Below are 18,406 nucleotides of genomic sequence, written 5' to 3' on the forward strand. Positions count from 1 at the left end.
AGCTTTTAGTGAGCAAATTTTGCTCTCTGTGGTCTATGCTGAAGCAAATAGCGTATTTCAATAAATGTGATGGAGTTACCCAGGGTATCGGGTTTTGGAAGGCGGGGAAGAGGGGATTCACTAACCGCAACGCTCAAGGAGTCGAGATGATACGTCAACATCTTTACAATGGAGCAAAACCAGGCAGCCGCGAACATTTGGAAAATTACCTTATGGAACAGCGGCATAGACGCTCTAAAAATCAGGAAGCCGAGATGATGAAGCTCGCTTCACTAGCGTTTCTAGCCGGCTGCGTGGTAACACTGCTTGCGACACTACCCATGTAGTGGCAAGGGAAAAGACCAGCGAAATCCCTCTACCTGGCGTAGGGGGATTTTTTTGTGGTTTAAAAAACACCTATAAGACCATTTGGTGTTTGCTTCTGAGGAAAAGCTATATTACCCTCGAAGAGTACAAGATGCGTACAAATAAACCCCAGCATTCACAAGGAGTAGTGGCATGCAACGTATCCAACTAGCAGAGATTTCCAAAGCCGGTCTTCAACTTGCTATTCAGGAAATCAAGGATGAAATGTTCGATACCCCCGAGTGTGATTACACCATTGCCAAACTGCTATGCCATTGCAGCCAGTTTGAAGCCGCAGAACGTCAGTTGGATGACATGCTGCTGAAATGGGGCTCTTCACCCGATGTAATCGAACTGACCGAGAAAGGCTACACCCTTGTAGCAACCATGAGTGCCAGCGCAGTTGCCGAGAAACTGCAAAGCGTAGCTGCACCCAAGCCAGCGCGTGCCGAAACCGCTGCGGCATGATCTCTTCAAGTCCTGATCTCTTGATGCTTCCCTTGCCGTTCTAATTCAACGGCAAGGGAAGCAGCCTCTCAATCAAGATGTTCCAGCGTCACCACGATATCCTGCTTTTCCACATCCACCGTCCAATAGGTATAGCTGTCGCCATCTTCATCCACCAGGCGAATATCAAAGTGCGGATTGGTGTATCCCGTCAGCGTGACGCGCTGCGTTTCGCCATTGCGCATTATATCCTGCCCTAGCACATCCTCTTCCCAGGTTTTGGAACTTGCCGGGCTCACGTACATGTAATGGATGGCATAGCCGGTTCGGTTGGTGATGTCGACATAGTAGTCGGCAGCACTTGCCACTGTCGAAAAGCACACCATCATGATGGCTACCAAGCCTGATACGAATCGCATTTGACTGCTCCCTTTTGCATATTTTATTGATTGCCGGTGCAGGCTTACATCAAGCGCTGTACTCACGGGCGATTATAAAGCGCTTGGCAGGAAAACAGCAGCGGGATCAATTCTGTCACTTCTGCCCCCTCCCCCTTGGCCAATCGTAACCAGACAGCCCGACGGGTGGTTCATACGAGAAACTTGCCGGCCAAAAGCCCGCAATAGACCCACAGATGATAGAATGCGGCCCCTTTCGGGAGGCGTTCATGACGCCAGTCCATCTTCTACTACCTGAGTGACGCGCGATGATTGCAACCGCCACCGGCTTGTTCCGCCCGCTTCTGCAGCTGGGCCTTATTCCTCAGATACTGATCGGCATCGTGGCCGGCGCGCTGCTTGCCACCCTTGTGCCGGGCATTGCTGGCGATGTCGCCCTGCTTGGCCAACTGTTCATTGCCGCACTTCAAGCCGTAGCGCCTATTCTGGTATTTGTACTGGTCGCCGCCGCCATTGCCGCACATCGCCAGGGGCAGCCTACCCATATCCGTTCGGTACTGGTGCTTTATATCGTGGGCACTCTGATTGCCGCCTTGATTGCCGTGGCAGCAAGCTTTGCGTTTCCTACCGAACTTGCTCTGGATGCCCCTCAGGCAGACGGTAATCCGCCGGGGGATATTTTCCAGATTCTACGCAATCTGCTGCTCAATGCGGTCGCCAACCCGGTGAGCGCGCTGATGGAAGCCAACTTCATCGCCATCCTTGCCTGGGCAGTGGCGCTGGGTCTGATGCTGCGCCAGGCAAGCGACACCACCCGTGTGGCGCTTAACGATCTTTCCAACGCCGTTTCACGCATCGTGGCACTGGTGATCCGCTTCGCACCGCTGGGCATCTTTGGCCTGGTGGCGGGCACACTGGCCGAATCCGGCGTCGATGCGCTTTTGAACTATGCGCAGCTGCTCAGCATCATTGTTGGCTGCATGGTGTTTGTCGCCCTGGTGAGCAACCCGCTGCTGGTCTATATCGCCACTCGCCAGAACCCTTACCCGCTGGTACTCGCCTGCCTGCGCGGCAGCGCAATTACCGCCTTTTTCACCCGCAGCTCGGCGGCCAACATTCCGGTCAACCTGGAGCTGTGCCGCAAGCTGGACCTCGACCCTGACACCTACTCCATCTCGATCCCGCTGGGTGCCACCATCAACATGTGCGGCGCGGCAATCACCATCACCGTGATTACCCTGGCCACCACGCATACTCTGGGCATCAATGTCGACTTTCCCACGGCGCTGCTGCTGTGCGTGGTATCTGCCCTTGCCGCCTGCGGCGTTTCCGGCGTGGCGGGCGGCTCGCTCATGCTGATCCCCATGGCCGCCAACCTGTTTGGCATTCCCACGGAAGTAGCCATGCAGGCCGTCGCCATCGGCTTTGTAATCAGCGTGGTGCAGGACTCCACGGAAACCGCGCTCAACTCCTCAACCGACGTGCTGTTTACCGCCGCCGCCTGCCGGGCGCGTAACACTCCTTCCTGATCTATCTTGCCGGCGCCATGGCGTGCCGGGTTGACGGCGCGGTGTTCTTTATATAGAACGTTCTATAAAAGGAACACCGAGCCGATGCATGAATCAAGACGCACTTCACACCCTGGGTAAACATCTTCAGACCCTGCGCCAGGCGCGGGGGCTTTCGCTTAGCCAGCTTGCCAGCGCTGCGGGCATCGCCAAATCCAACCTGTGCCGCCTGGAACAGGGTAACGGCAACCCCACCCTGGATACGATCTGGCGCCTGGCCGCTCAGTTGGAGGTGCCCTTCGGCACGCTGGTCGCCCCGATCCAGGTACCGCTTGGCGACAATGATGTACAGGTACAGCTGATCGATCAGGGCCAGAGCTCGCCCCCGGTGGATGTCTACTGGATGCACTGTGCGCCCCACACGCACCGCCATTCCGAGGCGCATCCGCCGGGCACAAGGGAAACCCTGACGCTGATCAGCGGCCATCTGGAAGCAGGTCCCGAAAGCGACACCACCGCCCTCTCTCCCGGTGAAACCGTGACCTTTCCCGCCGACCGGCCCCATCTTTACCGTACCCGGGCCGAGAGTGCCACGCTGCTGGTCACCATCATTTACGGACATGAAGACGCTACCCTATGAACCAGCCAGCCGATCACCTGATACCCGCCCACCACTCGCCGGTTCGCTCGGCGCTTCAGGGGGTACGCGAGGCGATCCCCCTGCTGGGTGGCTACGTCCCCGTTGCGCTCTCCTTTGGCCTGGTCGCGACCCAGGCCGGGTTCACCACTTGGGAAGCCGTCGCGATTTCAGCGCTGATCTACGCCGGGGCGTCGCAGTTCCTGTTTGTGGGCATGATTGCCGCGGGTGCCCCGCTATGGCTGGTGGTGACCATGACGCTGCTGATCAATATTCGCCACGTGGTGTATGGCCCTAACCTCGCGGCCCTGCTGCCCCGCAGCCGTCACTGGCCGTGGCTGATGCACGGTTTGACCGACCAGGTATTTGCCCTGGCATTGACGCGCCTGCCGCAGCTGCCGGAAGTAAAGCGCTTTGGCTGGTTTCTGGGCGCTTCCCTGTTTGCCTGGGGCGCTTGGATTATAGGCACCGCCGTGGGCGCCACAGCTGGCGAAGCAGTCACCGCCCGCTGGCCACTGCTGGGCGAGGTGATGCCGTTTGCCCTCCCCGCCCTGTTCCTGACCATGGTAGCGCCACGCTTCACCGACAAACGCTGGGCGCTCGCCATGCTCACAACGATTATTGCAGCGCTTATGCTGACCCTGTATGGCTTGAGCAACGTGGCCATCCCTCTGGCCGCCGCCTTGGGCGCACTGTGTTTCTATAGCATCAGGTTCACCACCAGGAGCCGCGCCTTATGAGCAGTGCGCTATGGATCGCCGTGTTCGCCAGCGCCTTCGGCACGCTACTGATACGCGTGGTGCCGTTTCTCTGGATGCAGCGGCGCCTGAACAGCGCCGCCGGCCTCAACGCCATGCCGCAGTGGCTTACCGTGCTTGGGCCCTTGATGATTGCTGCGGTGCTTGGCGTATCGATCATGCCGGTCAATCCTGGCCCAGCCTCCTGGCTCGCTACGGTGGCAGGCCTGCTCGCCACACTGCTGGTATGGCGACGTGTTCACTCACTTGGCTGGCCGGTCGCGGCAGGCGTTGCGATTTTCGGCGTGGTGGTGCTGGCCTGCGGGGTTATCCTGCCAGGTTGACGGCCTGCCCGAGAATCGCACAGGGATCAGCTCACCATGATTTGATCATATCCGCCAGGCACTGGCGTTCGTGCTCCTCGTAAAAAGCAGGATCACCGAACAGGTCCGGCTGCACATCATCAAACATCATGCTCAGAACCACGGCACTGCTTTGTACCATCGGCTCGAAGTGAGCGGTACGGGTTACTAAAGCCCTTAAACGGCGGCGGCGATAGAGCGCATATACGCCCGACAGGGTAAATACACAGGCAGTATAGATCGGCAGCCCGTCACTACCGACCAGATGCAGTTGCGCTACCGCCAGCGGGTAGAGTGAGAACGCCAAGCCGTCCCACATGAAGTAGAGTCCCAGCAGCAGGCTGTGACTTGGGGCAAACGGCATGGCTGCTGCCAACAGCGCTGCAAGTGAGACTACCCAGATCATGACCACAGGCCGGTCATGCCTATCCGAAAAGCGCCCGATAGTGATCTGCAGCAACGCTCCTCCCACAATGGCAGCACTCATGATCAGCCCGATACCACCAATATCAAAGCCCAGCCGAGCAGCGTAGATTGGCGTCATCGACCATCGACTTGACCGGCCTGAGCATTATCAACGAACGCATTGCGCCTCCCCACGGCTGGGCGTTACATAAAATTGGCAGATCTGGCAGGAGAGTCTGTGTAACGCAGGCCACCATCTTCAAATTCATGCATAAAAAGTGCCATGGAGGGTTCTCACTACACCGTTATTATCTTGATTGATCAAATGCTCAAGAAAGCATCATTTACCATATGATAACGATTTGCATTATTTTTTATGCCATGCAATTATTCATGCCCTTTACACCTGCGTAACGGTTATCGGCCTGGCACCAAGCAAGGTCGATAACCGTTGTATCAAGTGAGAGTCATGCAGAATGCAAAAGGCCATGGCGAAAAGGTGCTGATCAGCGTGCTGTTTGGCACCTTTACCGTCAGCCTCAACAATAGTGCCCTGAACCTCGCCGTAGCTGAGCTGATGATGACATTCAATGCCAGCGCCAGTCAGGTGAGCTGGGTGGTGACCCTGTTCATGATCACCATGGGGATGACCATGCCGCTCACCGGCTATCTGGCCGGGAAATTTGGTCGCAAACGAATTTATATGTTCGGGCTTATGGGTTTTCTGGCAGGCTCTGGGCTGGGTGCTCTCGCGCAGTCGCTCAGCGGCATTATTCTTGCCCGGGGTATTCAAGGCATTGCTGCGGGACTCATGATGCCGTTATCACTATCGCTGATTTTTTCTGCCTACCCTGCACATCAGCGTGGACGTGCAAGCGGCATATGGGGGGCAGCGGTCATGATTGCGCCCGCTATCGGCCCAACGGTGGGTGGGCTGCTGCTGGAATTAAGCCATTGGCGGATGCTGTTCTTGATGAATATGCCGTTTGCACTGCTAGGATTACTATGTGCTTACCGGTACCTGGAAGCAGAGCCCCCTGTTAAGCCGCGGCGCTTTGATACTGTCGGTTTCCTGCTGATTACGCTGGGTTTGGGTACCGTGTTGTTGTCGCTGAGCCGGGTGGAAACGCTTACTGATCTTCTGCATATCCAGATAATCGCACCGCTGATGATGGGTGTGTTGGCGCTGCTGAGTTTTATCTACGTTGAGCGGCGCCATCCCACCCCCCTGCTCGACCTTTCGCTATTCACTCATCAGGGCTTTCGTATCAGCGTGGTACTCGCCTGCCTGCAATCTGTCATTTTGTTTGGCTGTATTCTGCTGGTTCCCTTATGGATGCAGAATGCCATGGGGTTTAGCCCATTGACCACCGGCGTGGTATTTCTGGCCACCGCGCTCGCCGCCGCCGCCTGCTCACCCGTGGCAGGGCAACTCATTGACCGCTATCCGCCCCAGTGGTGCATGAGCATCGGGCTGGTTATCACGGTTGCCAGCTTGGTCGGGCTCGGCACGCTAACCGCGGCCACGCCGGTGTGGGTAATTGGCGCCTGGATGGGGATGCGTGGCATTGGCCTGGGCTGTGCCTACCTGCCTGCCACCACGGTGGGCATGAAAGACCTGCCTGAATCGAGTGTTGCCCAGGCTTCGGCAATGAACAACATGTCGCGCCGTTTAAGCGCGTCCGTAGGCATTGTTGCCCTGTCGGTCTACTACGATATGGCGGTCAACACGGCCCTGAGCCAGGGGGCTACCTACATTGAGGCTAGCGCATCGAGCCTTCATTACGCTTTTTTTGCCTTGGCTGGCATAGCGGCTCTCTGTTTGCCCCTGGCGTGGCAGTTGGGTCGCGTGATTCAAACACCCCCGAGTGTCAGAACGATATGAAGTCAGTGAGCTTATCTCGATTCGGCATGCGCATTCTTGCCTCGGCGCTTACGCTGGCCGGCCTGCTCTCCTCAGCGACGAGCATGGCAGCCAGCTCCCCTGATATCGATAGCACCGAAATGGCATCCTCCAGCGTGCCAACGCGTATCGTCACGCTTTACCAGGGGGCTACCGATAGCGCTATTGCTCTGGGACTGACACCGGTTGGCGTGGTCGACGCCTGGCTGGAAAAACCCATGTATCGCTACCTGCGCGATGCGCTTTCAGGCGTTGAGCATGTAGGGCTCGAAACTCAGCCCAATCTGGAAAAAATTGCCTGGCTTGATCCTGATCTTGTCATTGCCAGCGATTTTCGCCACGCGCGCATAGCACCACTACTCACCACCATTGCTCCTGCAGTGTCAGCGCCGACGGTGTTCGACTTCAAGAGCACGCTCACCATGGTGGCCAATGCCACTGGCCGCGAGTCACAGGCGAATGCGCTGCTTCAGCAATGGGATGATAGAGTCACCGACTTTCGCCAGCAGATTGCCGTCCGGCTAGGCAGCGAGTGGCCGCAAAAGGCCGCCGTGGTGCGCTTCAAGAGCGACCACGTACGTATTTACAACAACGGCTTTGCAGGCTCGATCCTTGATGAACTGGGTTTTGAGCAGCCTGATACGCTGCAGAGTCAGGGCTGGGGCATGAAGCTCTCCAGTACCGAGAACATTCCCATACTGGATGCCGACGTGATGTTTGTATTGCTCGAGCCGGATGATCCGGCAATTGCGGATAACTACCGGCATTGGTCCACCCATCCACTGTGGCAACAGTTGAGCGCCGTACAGCATGGGCGAGTGTATGAGGTAGACCCGGTCAGTTGGATGATGGGGGGCGGCATACTGGCAGCCAACGCCATGCTGGATGATCTTTTTGTCCACTATGGCCTAGCGCAATCCGAAACGCCGCACCAGCGCGTTTGCCACCCCTACACCGCGGGCATTGCGGAGCCGTTGTCATGCTAGGCAGCACCCGCGCAAAAAGCCTGGGCCTTCTGGCTGGAGCGCTGGTGGCGCTGGGCGCCTTCCTTGCCAGTGTCATGCTGGGCACCACCGATATTGCATGGTCATCGCTATGGGCGGCACTTAGCCACCATGACCCGACCAGCATAGAGCACATCATTCTTCTGACCGAGCGCCTCCCCCGGGCGGTGATTGCCACACTGGTGGGCGCCAGCCTGGCCATTGCCGGCGCCCTGATGCAGACCATGACGCGTAACCCGCTGGCCTCGCCGGGTATCCTGGGTATCAACGCAGGGGCCATGTTTTTTGTGGTGGTGTCAGTGTCGCTTTTGCCGCTGCATACTCCTGCGCACTATGTCTGGGCCGCGCTTACGGGCGCGCTGGTCGCGGCCATTCTGGTCGTGATACTCAGCCGGGGGCGCCATGGAGAGCTCTCTCCGCTGCGAGTGGTACTGGCAGGCGTTGCCGTCACGGCAATGTTCGTATCCTTCAGCCAAGGGCTACTGGTAATCGACCAGCAAAGCTTTGAAAGCGTGCTCTATTGGCTGGCAGGCTCGGTATCAGGACGTGATCTTTCACTGGTGACACCGTTATTACCACTTTTTGGTGCAGCGCTGCTGCTCTGTGCGCTGCTGGTGCGCCATGCCAATGCGCTGCTGCTCGGTGATGATATGGTCACTGGGCTTGGCATGCAGGCCACCACCATCAAACTGCTTTTGGGGCTGACCGTGATTGTGCTGGCGGGCAGCTCCGTGGCGCTGGCGGGCATGATCGGCTTTGTCGGGTTGATTGTGCCCCACATGGCCCGCGGGCTGTTTGGCATTGATCACCGTTGGATGCTGCCAGCCTGCGCTCTGCTGGGCGCCAGCCTACTGCTGCTGGCCGACCTGGCCTCGCGGTTTTTAATGCCGCCTCAAGAGATACCGGTTGGCGTGATGACGGCGCTGATCGGCACTCCTTTCTTCATTTATCTGGCCCGACGCAAGATGGTAGCCCAATGAGAATAGAGACAGCGCTACCCTCTCCGGGCACCGTTCAAGACAAACGTGATCGCTTATGTCAAAACCTACTGCTGCTAGGCTTTCTACTGCTGGCCAGCGCTGCGTTTTCACTGTGTCTAGGCAGTTTTCCCACGTCATTCATGCAGGTAATGCGCGCACTGGCAGCACCCGATAGTAGCGATATTGCCTTTATCATCTGGGAATTGCGCCTTCCACGAATCACTCTGGCAATGCTGGTGGGCGCTGCTCTGGCAATTGCCGGGGCGATTCTGCAGAGCATCGTGCGCAACCCGCTGGCTTCTCCTGATGTGATCGGCATCACCAGCGGTGCCGCGTTTGCGGCCGTGCTGTTTCTGGCACTTCTGGGCACTACCTTGAGCATTCGCTGGCTGCCCGTTGCGGCCATGCTCGGAGCGCTTCTTGCAGCACTTGCCGTGGCTTGCCTGAGCTGGAAAAACGGCATCAGCCCAGCACGCCTGGTACTGGTCGGCATTGGCCTGGCGGCGGCCATGGGCGCTGGCACCACGCTGATGATCGTGCTCAGCGATGACGCTGCCGCCATGACGGCTTACGTGTGGCTGACCGGCAGCCTTTACGCAGCGCAGTGGAAGGATGTTCAGGGTATGTTGCCCTGGCTGCTGGTCACGGTACCGGTCTGCCTGATGTTCGCCCGCCATGCAGATGCCATGGCGCTGGGCGATAGCGTCGCCGAAGGCCTTGGCGTGGCTATTCTTCGCAGCCGATTGACGCTGCTGGCCTGCAGCGTGGCCCTGGCAGGCGCGGCCGTGGCATTTGCCGGGGGCTTGAGCTTTGTCGGCCTGATTGCGCCTCACCTGGCGGCCAGGCTGGTAGGGCGCAACCTGGCAAGACTGGTACCAGGCTCGGCGCTGGTCGGCGCCTTGATAGTGCTTTACGCCGACCTGCTGGGCCGAGTGGCTTTTTTACCCAAAGACCTTCCTGCTGGCATTTTCGTGGCCGGGATAGGTGCGCCCTTCTTCGTGTATCTACTGCACAGGACGCGTTACCAGCAGCGTTAAATGCCCAAGGCAGGTTTGCTGATGTTTTCAAACGGGAGAGGCATGTTTCATATCGAACCCCGCAAGGCCACACTGAGTGCCGAACAGCGCTCTCGCTACCGGCATATTGCTACGTCAACCCTGGGCCACTTCACTGACTTTGGTGCCATTACCTCCTTGATGCCGCTCCAACGTCCAGCACGCCTGTTGGGCACGGCCTTGACGGTCAGGATTCCCTACGTGGATGGCAGTATCATCCGCGAAGCGCTAAAAATGGCATGCCCGGGTGACGTGCTGGTGATCGACGTCTCCGGCGACCACCAGCGCGCCTGCTGGGGCGAGTTCCGCGCCTATGCGGCACTACGCAAACAGCTGGCAGGGGTGGTAACCAATGGCGCGGTCACTGACTGGAACGCATTGACCCAGCTGACGCTACCGACGTACGCACGTGCCTCAAGCCCGCTGACCACCCGGTCGCTGGAACTGGAAGGAGAGATCAATACGGCCATCGCCATTGAGGGTGTCACCATCAACCCCGGCGATCTGGTCGTGGGCGATGACGATGGTCTATTTATCATTCCACCTCACCGGGCTGACGCACTAGCAGAGGCAGCAAACGCCAAGCAGATGCAGGAAGAAGAGAAGCGTCACACACTGAAAGCAGAGTTTCCCGAGTGGTTTCGCTGACTGATGTTACGGCCTCGTTTTACACCACACCGTTTGTCTGGAGCACTTCTCCTGCAACCTGCACCAAAGCAATGAAAAAACCGCCCGATAAAACGGGCGGTCAATCACTTTCAGTTCTCCGTCAGCGCCTCCTCCTTGATATCAACCGCGTGAGCGTCCACGCGCCTGAAGGGATTACAGGTAGCGCTGGTGCCGAAGGGCATGCTGCCAGGCCCACCCGCACGCTCGATAATGGGCCCGATAAGGCGCTTGTAGGGCCACTGCTCTCGCCCGAACAGCTGCTTTCGAAGCATCTCACGATCATGCTGTTCGAAAGGTAGCCCTCCTATCTGGCTTTCCAGGCACGTTGCCATCACCTGCCAAAGCTCGCGTTGCGAAAGGCTGTAATAGTGGGCAAGATTGTCGATGATGGCTCGCAGGTTGACCTGAATGGCCAAGGTCTGCAGCCAGAACAGCAGAGCTTCGAGACTATCGTGATAGAGCGTATTGGAGTGGCCTGGCTTGATGCGATAACACGGATCCTGCATGCCGTGCTGCTCCAGGCGCTCAACGGTGATACGCAGCGAGTCGTGGTCGCGCAGCAGTAATCCGTGACACTGCCCCTGCTTGAAGACCAGCACGGCGTTCTGTCCATGCACTTCTGCCAGCATACCCAGCCGCAGCATGCGCAGATTGATTTCGAAGAAACAATCGCAAAGCTCTTCAAATAGCCGTTTTACCGCCTCTGCCCCAACCTCCAGGCCCCGTTGCGCCAGCCAATCGTCGAACACATGGTGCTCGCCGGCCGGTAGCGGTGTTCCCAGCGTGGCCATGGGAACCAGACGCACGCTGGGGTCCTCCAGTAGCACACTTGGATAACTGCGTACCATGGCCGATAGATGGCGTGGTGCTTCATCAAACAGCGTGGCCTCTTCCGGCATATAGGCCCACCACTTGCTCTCGTCACATAGATAAAGCCTCTCATCAAGCCTGCCATCCAGTTGCCTGGCCTGCTCCAGCAGCTGGGCGCTGAGATCTCCATTCACCATCTTGACCGCAGGCAGGTAACGGGAAGCTCCCAGAGAGTGAATGGCCATGGGCAGTTTCAGGAAATGGGGACTGGCCGTTGTAGGAGCCAATGAGCGCAGCGAAGAGGTTGCCAGCCAAGGCTCAGTAACCGATGAAAGTGCCACACAGTCGCCTGCATCAAAGCTCTCCTTTAGCCAACGAGGCAACGCATGCTCATGCTGCCAGGGGTGTACGGGGATGGCGGTATGCGTGTGCACCAACCCTTTTGCTTCCATCTCCTGCTCCAGCGCCTTGGCATACTTATCGCCTGCCAGCCAGTGAACAGGACTCTTCTGGTTGACGCCCGCCCCGGTCAGCATCCAGCGGGTTCTGATTGCCACCCAGCATAGTTGAATAGGTTCATTGAACTCGGCCATATAGGCCTGGTATTCCACCTCACAGAGCCCTTGCTTGGCCTTTGCGGTAGGGTGGTAAGGACGATCCATGAGCGATGCCCACTGCTCCATGACGGTAAAGTGCCTGGACGTGGATAGCGAGCTCAAGGCCTGCGTTTTCACCTGGTGCTTCACAGAGCTTTCGGCCTGCCAGAGGCTGTCTAATAGCGCCTGAAGAAACACCATTTGGCCCTGATCAAGGCTTTGCTCATGAGGGGTGATGGCACAGAAAAGGCGTCGAGTGATCTCCTCAGGGTCCAGCGCCCGCCCCTGGTGGTTTTCCTGATTCAGCAACATCACGCAGGTTTCCGGTACTTTCTCCCATGCTTGGGTAATACCGGGCCTGAGCAGCATGACAACGCTATGCTGCTCATCCTGTTGCCACATCCATAACCGTTTTGAAACGTCGTTACGGTAACGATCAAACGTGGGTAATTGAGTCAGCAGCTCACTGGCTTGCGCTGGGTTGATCCATTGGACATCGAGAGTATCGAACAGGCCTTCAACCAGTAATCCATCTATCAGGAACTGCATGATCATCTGTTGCGAATAGTGTCTGGCATCAAGAGGTTTCATGATAGCGAACTCCAAAAATGATGTTTGCGGGTCGTTGCCAAGGTGTCATCGAACGGGTCACGGCGGGGCGCTCCTGGTTTCTTCAAGGCGCGTTTGCAAAGCCCGAAAGGCAATCCCCCGCTCATCGCCCAGCATGAAGGCGCTCACTCCTTTTGCTCGCCACCTCGCTTGTGCGTTTGGTTGGCGCAGAAAAGCGCAGTAGGGAATCCCGTGTTCACAAGCCACGCGCTGCACCGTTTCAAGTGCATCGATAACCGCGGAATGCTCTGGCTGCCATGTCACTCCCAGGGATTGGGATAGATCAGCCGCGCCTTCCAGCACCATATCGAGCCCCGGCACCGAACAGATTTCCTGGATGTTCGCCACGCCATGATGGCTTTCAAGCATGGCTATCAGCATGATTTCCCGATTCGCCTGAACCACATACTCCGCCAATGAGTTTTTGCCAAACGCACCAGGGCGCCCAGCATTGAGACTGCGCTGCCCTTCTGGCGCGTATTTGCAGGCAGAAACAGCCTGGGCCAAGGTATCGGCGTCTTCGACATTGGGCAGCACGATGCCCTGGGCGCCGCCATCCAGCAGGCGCAGCAGCGTTTTGGGGTGGCTGTCGGCAACGCGTACCAGCGGCGTCAACGCGTAACTTTCGGCGGTACGAATCATGTGCTCGATGGTTTCCGGGTTGATCAGCACATGCTCGGTATCGATTACCACGAAGTCGAAACCGGCTTCACCGATCAGTTCTATGGAAGCCGCCGAAGGTATCGAGGCCATGACACCGTAGACTTCCCGGCCTTCGAAAAGCGCCTGCTTGAGTCGATTGGTTCTCAGCATGGGATCTCCCGCGGCTCGGCGTAGGTGGCCAGCGGGTTGGGTACCTGCTTGACCTGTGGTCGCTCATCGCCAAACAGACGACGCCGGGTAAGGGCCTCCACTTCCCATTCAGGCGCAAACACATCGAAACACTGGTAGCGCTTGGCATGCTCGGGGTGCGCGCGCTGGTACTCCTTGATGACGGTAGCGGTCATTGCCCAAAACCGAGACTCCTCCAGGCCATAATGGCGCTGCAGGAAAATCGCCATCTCGGCCAGTGCAATAAAGAAAAAGGCGTCACAGGAGTAGTCGCGCACGGCGGCCACATCGTTGGTCAGAATAAAGGAGTTACGATTCAGGGCTGCATGGCTTGCTGGCACGGGTTCAAGCACAGGGGCTAGTTCAGGCCTTGCCAGATGATCGGTGCTGAAGCGCACCCCATCGTGGAAATCCTTCAGCGCGACTCTGGTCGGCCAGCCGTCGCGATGGATGACCACGATATTCTGGCCATGGGACTCCATACCGATGCCTTCGGCAAACAGCAAGTGGATGATCGGCAGTGTAGCTACATGAATAAGCTGGCGTGTCCAGGCCTCCAGACCATGGTTTGCTATCCAGGGTTCGATAAAGGGAGCGGAAGGTTCACCTGTGGGGCTTCGCGTTCGCTGACTCAGACCGTTGAAGGGCACGGCCTGCTCGCCCGACTGTAAAAACTGACGGATATTCTGCCGCCATATAGCACCAACCTTGCCATAGATATCGTGGTAACGCGTTGGCGGAAAGGCCCGTTCATCCAGAGCCACACCGGCCACTTCACCCAGGATAACGAAGCCCGCCGACTGAGCGGTGCTATCGGTGTCAACTAGCTGTTGAAGCCACCGGGTAATGATCGTGGCATTAGTGACGGTATGGCGCGCCAGAATTCGCGTGCTTGATGTATTGGTAATGCTCATCGCCAGCTTGAGATAGGGCTGGCGAGTATCGCGGGGGGCGAGTGTGCGAATCGACTGCTGAGGGGTATACCTCGTCTCACCTGCGCCCAGCAGGGCGATGTCGCCTTTGGCAAGCTCCGGATAGAGCGCAGGTACCAGAGCATTCTCCCACTGCCAAGGGTGTACCGGCATCAGTACCACATCGGTACGAGCCAATGCCCGCTGCGCCAGAAACTCCTCAAGGCGTGCCTGAACGCCAGGGCCCGCGTACTGCTCCACGCTTTCGGTCGTCAGATTGCCCTCAACACCCCCCTGGTGCGCCAACTGACGCGGCACTGCAAGCCACAGTATCTGGAGCGGTTGGGAAAACTCGGGGCCATAACGCTGGTTATCCTGCAACGAAAAGCCAAGCCGTGACTTGTAGCAGGGATGATAGCTATGCGCATCGGTAAAGTAGTGTTCCAGGGCATCAGCATCCAGCGATTGCGGTGAATCGGTTAAGGCTACTTGAGCAGTCGAGGAGTGAATATCCTTGATCAGAGTCTGCTTCAACTCGTTCACGAAACCGGGCTGGATCGCGCCGCCGCCCAACACGCTCTCGATATCGTCGATAAATGACTGCAGGCTGACAGGTTCAGACGCCCCGTTATGCGTAACGATAGCTAGCGAGGAGTGCTCAAGCCGGATAAGCCGAAAGCTATGGCACCGCCAACCGTAAACCTGGTAACAACGGCTTCCCAGCGTGATGGTGAACAGCGTATCGCCTGAAAACGCCGGGTTTGATACTGTCACTGCTTCATAGCGAAGCACGTCTTCAAACAGCAGCGTCTGCAGAAGCTGACCAACTACGCGCTGTTCGATCCGCTGATGATGGCGCCAGCTTGCTAATGAAGCGAACGGTGTCGCTGGCGCACCGGATATGCGTTCATGCGATGACATGGGATACCTTCAAGACATAAATAATGGGTTAACTAAACAGCCTGATCACTCCACCAGCTCGCTCTGCACATGCGACGCCTCAGGAGCGGGACGCTCGGAGGCGCGCCCGACGAAAATTTGCTCAGGACGTGGGTGGCAGAGAAAGTCTGCGTGAGAGATGTTGTAGCCATAGGCCCCCGCCAGGGGCAGTACCAGCAGATCGCCAATGGCCACACCACGCAGCGGCTGATGTCGACTCAGCACATCTTTGGGCGTACACAGTTGGCCGACGATCGTCCACGGCTGGTATTCGGCCTGGTTTGACGGATGGGCGTAGCGCGGCAGGTGAATAACCGGATGGTCGTGGGCTTGAGCAACGGGCAACCGGAATTGATGGGTACCGCCACGACAGACCAGAAAATCTTCTCCGTGGCTTATCTTGGTATCCATCACCTCAACCACGTAGTAGCCACAAAAAGCGGAAAGAAACCGGCCGATTTCAAAGCGCACCCGCGGCGGTTCGGGCATGGCTTCCAGCTGCTGCCCGAGCGTTCTGCACAGGCCGGGCCAGTCAAACTGCTGCGCTGGATGAAGGTAGTTCACGCCAATACCTCCCCCCACGTTCAGTTGGGTGATCTGCTTGGGCTCACGCGCGAGTGCTCGCCACTTCGGCCAGCGCTGCAGATAGAAACTCAATAGCCGCTGATGACGCTGCACGCTTTTCTGATGCGACATGGCATGGATATGAAAGCCGCGCAGCGATAGGTTCGGCGCACTATCCACGGCGGCAACGGCTTCTTCCAGCTGCGCCTCATCAATACCAAAGGGGGTGGCGGTGCCGGCCATTTTCAAACGGCTGGAAAGCTCGTCCGGCAGGGTGGGGTTGATGCGCAGCAGCACGGGCTGAATGCGCTGGAGCGAGGCCGCTATCACCTGCAGCCGGGCAATTTCACCCAGGCTTTCAATGTGAAAGGCCTCTACCCCTTGCAACATCGCATGGCGCATGTCGGAGTCAAGCTTTCCAGGCCCTGAAAGGACCCATGGAAGTGGCGTTGCGCTGTTGCAGGCGCGCTCGATTTCTCCGCCGGATGACAGCTCCAGCCCATCGACAACGGAGGCCAGCGTATCAATAATTGCAGATTCGCTATTGGCCTTGATGGCGTAGTACAGCTCGACGTTTTCAGGCAGCGCAGCCTTGACCGCGCGCCCATGGGCTTCAAGCGCTGGCAGGTCATAAAAAAAGGCCGCCATGGGATCGCTGCAGTGCCGCTGATGCTCCTCAATGGCGGCAAGCACGTGGCTTGGTATGGTGATCTGCTCAACCATAAGCTACCTCCCGAGTCTTAATCCGGTTGACCTGCCATGGACTAGGCAGCAGCACGTACTGTGCCTGGCGGTCAGGTCTTGCCATCAGGCGCAGCTTGAAGTTGGTTTTACATGGCAGGCTGCCGCCCTCCAGCAAGGCGTCCAGCTCAGGGGCGGCGACATCCAGCGCTTGCCTCACGTGGCGCAGCTCTTCCAGAGTGTCTTGCCACAGCTGATCGGCCAGAGCAGGGCGCTGCCAGCTCAGAGCAAGGACCGCCTCGGCAATATGGTTGACCAGCAAGCAGTACGCGATCCGGTTCCAGCCCTGCTCGCGGCTATAGATCATCGATGCCTCAACGCGAGGGTCAAGGGCTTCTCCCGCCAAAAAGTCCACTCCCTTGTCACTGGTCAGCTTGACCCCTTCGAAATCCCGCAGCAGCATTTTTCGGGGCTCGCCCTGAGCATGAATCAGCACACAGTTCTGCAGGTGCGGCTCCATGACGATACCGTGCCGAAAGAACAGCGCCATGACCGGAGCCACCAGCGTGCGTAAATATGCCTGGAACCACTGCCGTATCCGCCACTCCGTCGGCAAGGGATCATGCCTGGCCGAAAGCATCGTTTGATCAATGAAGGAGTGAATCATGGGCGCCAGACGTGCATCGCGGGCAAACAGCGTGGCGCTGAGCAGACAGTTCTGTGGCGCATAGCGCTGGCAGAAGTTCTCACGCAGAATTACTCCAGTCTGCTCGCGGAACCAGCGCTTATTTTCATCATCACCGTTTACCGGCTGCCAGTGCACGGTAGCCGGCTCCTGTGCCACGCACAGCGCCTCCAGTGCGGTGTCCTTGCGTTGCAGAAGTCGATGCATGATGCGATCAATTACTAGCGTGCTTTCCTGCTCGTACCAGGCATTCTTGCGTACACAGTTGGTAATACGGACGTTGAGCGAGCCTTTTATGAACCACGGCTGCCCTTCGACATACCAGGTGCGCATTGAGGCAGTTGGTGCAGCCTGCCAGCCGCCCTTGCCAAGATCACCAATCACGCCCTCCTCTATCATCCTGGCTACGCTGGCATCCTGTCTGAAAAGCGCCGCCTGTACCGGGTGCATGGCAAGCACGACACGCTGGCTATTTTCCGCCCTGCGCTGATCGGCAATGTAGGGCAGCACATCCAGTGCATTCATTCTATTGGCTTGGACATTCAGCCCTTCAAGGGGAAACGAAAACTGGTGCAGGGCCGTAGTGGCACTGAACTCCGGCGCATACGGGGGCTTTTCTTGAAGGAGGTGGACGGGCCACTGCCTGGCCTTGGGAGTCGGGTGGTTGGGGTGACCAAACCATAACCCCTGCTCGCTGTTGCGATAGTCTTTCAGGGGGTGGAGCCTGGGTTGTTCCGCGGCATGGGCAACAATCGCGGTCATTACCTTCTGGCTCTGGAGTACCTGGTCAACCAGCTCGCCATTGGGCGCACCGTCCAGCCACTCGCAGTGCTCCAGTAGTGCCTTTACCAACACTGCCATGTCAGGCGCCCGCCATTCAGATGCCGCGCTGGTTCTGACATAGATGTCGGAGAGGTAGTAATGGCTTCCAATACGTGAGCGCCGGTCGACCATCACCAGCAGAGAGAGCGTTGTCGACCACTCAATCAGCAACGGTGTGCCATGCAGATGCTCGGGCAAGCCTTCGCGGCAGTCTGGCCAGCGATAGCATAGCGTGCCATGGGGTATTGCCACTTCCTTGATAATACAGTTCAGCAGCGCATGCACAGAGGCATGTCGACTGATCTCGCCAGGTAAACGAGAGTAGCGTGCGTAGCTCATAAGGCCCCCGCAAAAATGTCATCCATTTAAGACTCACAGACCCTGGGGCATGTGAATCGGCGCATCCCTGGCTAGTCACTTTGCGACGTTGTTATTAGCATGTTGATTGTTGAATGGATCAAGGGGCGAGAGCTGCCGACAAGCTGACGGAAGCTCTCCCTTGACATGA

Annotated in this window: 17 protein-coding genes; 10 read left to right on the plus strand and 7 right to left on the minus strand. The window is 57.8% G+C overall.

Features of this window, described 5'->3' with window-relative positions:
• Positions 1-498: 498 nt before the first annotated feature.
• On the plus strand, positions 499-813 hold the full coding sequence (locus B0H98_RS02935) for a hypothetical protein (RefSeq protein WP_106373557.1): 315 nt from the start codon (positions 499-501) through the stop codon (positions 811-813).
• 68 nt (positions 814-881) lie between these two features.
• Here the strand turns inward: B0H98_RS02935 and B0H98_RS02940 are convergent, their stop codons facing one another.
• Positions 882-1,211, minus strand: coding sequence for a hypothetical protein (locus B0H98_RS02940; protein ID WP_106373558.1), 330 nt, complete (start codon positions 1,209-1,211; stop codon positions 882-884).
• Positions 1,212-1,498: 287 nt separating this feature from the next.
• Here B0H98_RS02940 and sstT point away from each other — a divergent pair, with 287 nt between their 5' ends.
• The 4 genes from sstT to B0H98_RS02960 all read left to right on the plus strand — a co-directional run bounded on the left by sstT (position 1,499) and on the right by B0H98_RS02960 (position 4,416).
• Positions 1,499-2,719 carry a serine/threonine transporter SstT gene (gene sstT, locus B0H98_RS02945; RefSeq protein ID WP_106373559.1) on the plus strand — a complete coding sequence of 407 codons (1,221 nt, stop codon included), beginning with the start codon at positions 1,499-1,501 and terminating at the stop codon, positions 2,717-2,719.
• A gap of 88 nt (positions 2,720-2,807) precedes the next feature.
• A complete protein-coding gene (locus tag B0H98_RS02950; protein WP_106373560.1) occupies positions 2,808-3,338 on the plus strand; it encodes a helix-turn-helix domain-containing protein in 531 nt (176 codons plus the stop codon).
• The gene (locus B0H98_RS02955) at positions 3,335-4,075 is read left to right on the plus strand and encodes an AzlC family ABC transporter permease (protein ID WP_106373561.1); all 741 of its coding nucleotides are present in this window, start codon (positions 3,335-3,337) and stop codon (positions 4,073-4,075) included. The genes B0H98_RS02950 and B0H98_RS02955 overlap by 4 nt, the downstream gene beginning before the upstream one ends.
• The gene (locus B0H98_RS02960; RefSeq protein ID WP_106373562.1) at positions 4,072-4,416 is read left to right on the plus strand and encodes an AzlD domain-containing protein; all 345 of its coding nucleotides are present in this window, start codon (positions 4,072-4,074) and stop codon (positions 4,414-4,416) included. Before B0H98_RS02955 ends, B0H98_RS02960 begins: the two co-directional genes overlap by 4 nt.
• A 31-nt stretch (positions 4,417-4,447) precedes the next feature.
• Here the strand turns inward: B0H98_RS02960 and B0H98_RS02965 are convergent, their stop codons facing one another.
• Positions 4,448-4,978 carry an MFS transporter gene (locus B0H98_RS02965; RefSeq protein ID WP_244182951.1) on the minus strand — a complete coding sequence of 177 codons (531 nt, stop codon included), beginning with the start codon at positions 4,976-4,978 and terminating at the stop codon, positions 4,448-4,450.
• Between the two features lie 330 nt (positions 4,979-5,308).
• Between B0H98_RS02965 and B0H98_RS02970 the strand changes: the two genes are divergently transcribed.
• The 5 genes from B0H98_RS02970 to B0H98_RS02990 all read left to right on the plus strand — a co-directional run bounded on the left by B0H98_RS02970 (position 5,309) and on the right by B0H98_RS02990 (position 10,429).
• Positions 5,309-6,724 (plus strand): DHA2 family efflux MFS transporter permease subunit, encoded by a 1,416-nt coding sequence (locus B0H98_RS02970; protein ID WP_106373563.1) that lies wholly within the window; start codon positions 5,309-5,311, stop codon positions 6,722-6,724.
• Between the two features lie 83 nt (positions 6,725-6,807).
• Positions 6,808-7,728, plus strand: coding sequence for an ABC transporter substrate-binding protein (locus tag B0H98_RS02975; RefSeq protein WP_244182962.1), 921 nt, complete (start codon positions 6,808-6,810; stop codon positions 7,726-7,728).
• A complete protein-coding gene (locus B0H98_RS02980; protein WP_106373565.1) occupies positions 7,722-8,726 on the plus strand; it encodes a FecCD family ABC transporter permease in 1,005 nt (334 codons plus the stop codon). Before B0H98_RS02975 ends, B0H98_RS02980 begins: the two co-directional genes overlap by 7 nt.
• Complete coding sequence (locus B0H98_RS02985; protein ID WP_106373566.1) at positions 8,723-9,763, plus strand: FecCD family ABC transporter permease; 1,041 nt, start codon at positions 8,723-8,725, stop codon at positions 9,761-9,763. Before B0H98_RS02980 ends, B0H98_RS02985 begins: the two co-directional genes overlap by 4 nt.
• 42 nt (positions 9,764-9,805) lie before the next feature.
• Positions 9,806-10,429, plus strand: a complete 624-nt coding sequence (locus tag B0H98_RS02990; RefSeq protein ID WP_106373875.1) for an RraA family protein — start codon at positions 9,806-9,808, stop codon at positions 10,427-10,429.
• Positions 10,430-10,539: 110 nt separating this feature from the next.
• On the opposite strand, the gene B0H98_RS02995 is transcribed toward B0H98_RS02990, so the two are convergent.
• From B0H98_RS02995 to B0H98_RS03015, 5 genes are read right to left on the minus strand one after another with little or no spacing between them, the layout of a single operon-like run.
• Complete coding sequence (locus B0H98_RS02995; RefSeq protein ID WP_106373567.1) at positions 10,540-12,447, minus strand: IucA/IucC family protein; 1,908 nt, start codon at positions 12,445-12,447, stop codon at positions 10,540-10,542.
• Between the two features lie 57 nt (positions 12,448-12,504).
• Positions 12,505-13,278, minus strand: a complete 774-nt coding sequence (locus B0H98_RS03000; protein ID WP_106373568.1) for an HpcH/HpaI aldolase family protein — start codon at positions 13,276-13,278, stop codon at positions 12,505-12,507.
• A complete protein-coding gene (locus B0H98_RS03005) occupies positions 13,272-15,128 on the minus strand; it encodes an IucA/IucC family protein (protein WP_106373569.1) in 1,857 nt (618 codons plus the stop codon). Before B0H98_RS03005 ends, B0H98_RS03000 begins: the two co-directional genes overlap by 7 nt.
• A 45-nt stretch (positions 15,129-15,173) precedes the next feature.
• A complete protein-coding gene (locus B0H98_RS03010; RefSeq protein ID WP_106373570.1) occupies positions 15,174-16,433 on the minus strand; it encodes a type III PLP-dependent enzyme in 1,260 nt (419 codons plus the stop codon).
• Entirely contained in the window at positions 16,426-18,237 is a 1,812-nt protein-coding gene (locus B0H98_RS03015; protein ID WP_106373571.1) for an IucA/IucC family protein, read from the minus strand. The genes B0H98_RS03010 and B0H98_RS03015 overlap by 8 nt, the downstream gene beginning before the upstream one ends.
• Between the last annotated feature and the right edge of the window lie 169 nt (positions 18,238-18,406).

Origin of the sequence: Vreelandella songnenensis, assembly GCF_003002925.1 — a bacterium.
GTDB lineage: Bacteria > Pseudomonadota > Gammaproteobacteria > Pseudomonadales > Halomonadaceae > Vreelandella > Vreelandella songnenensis.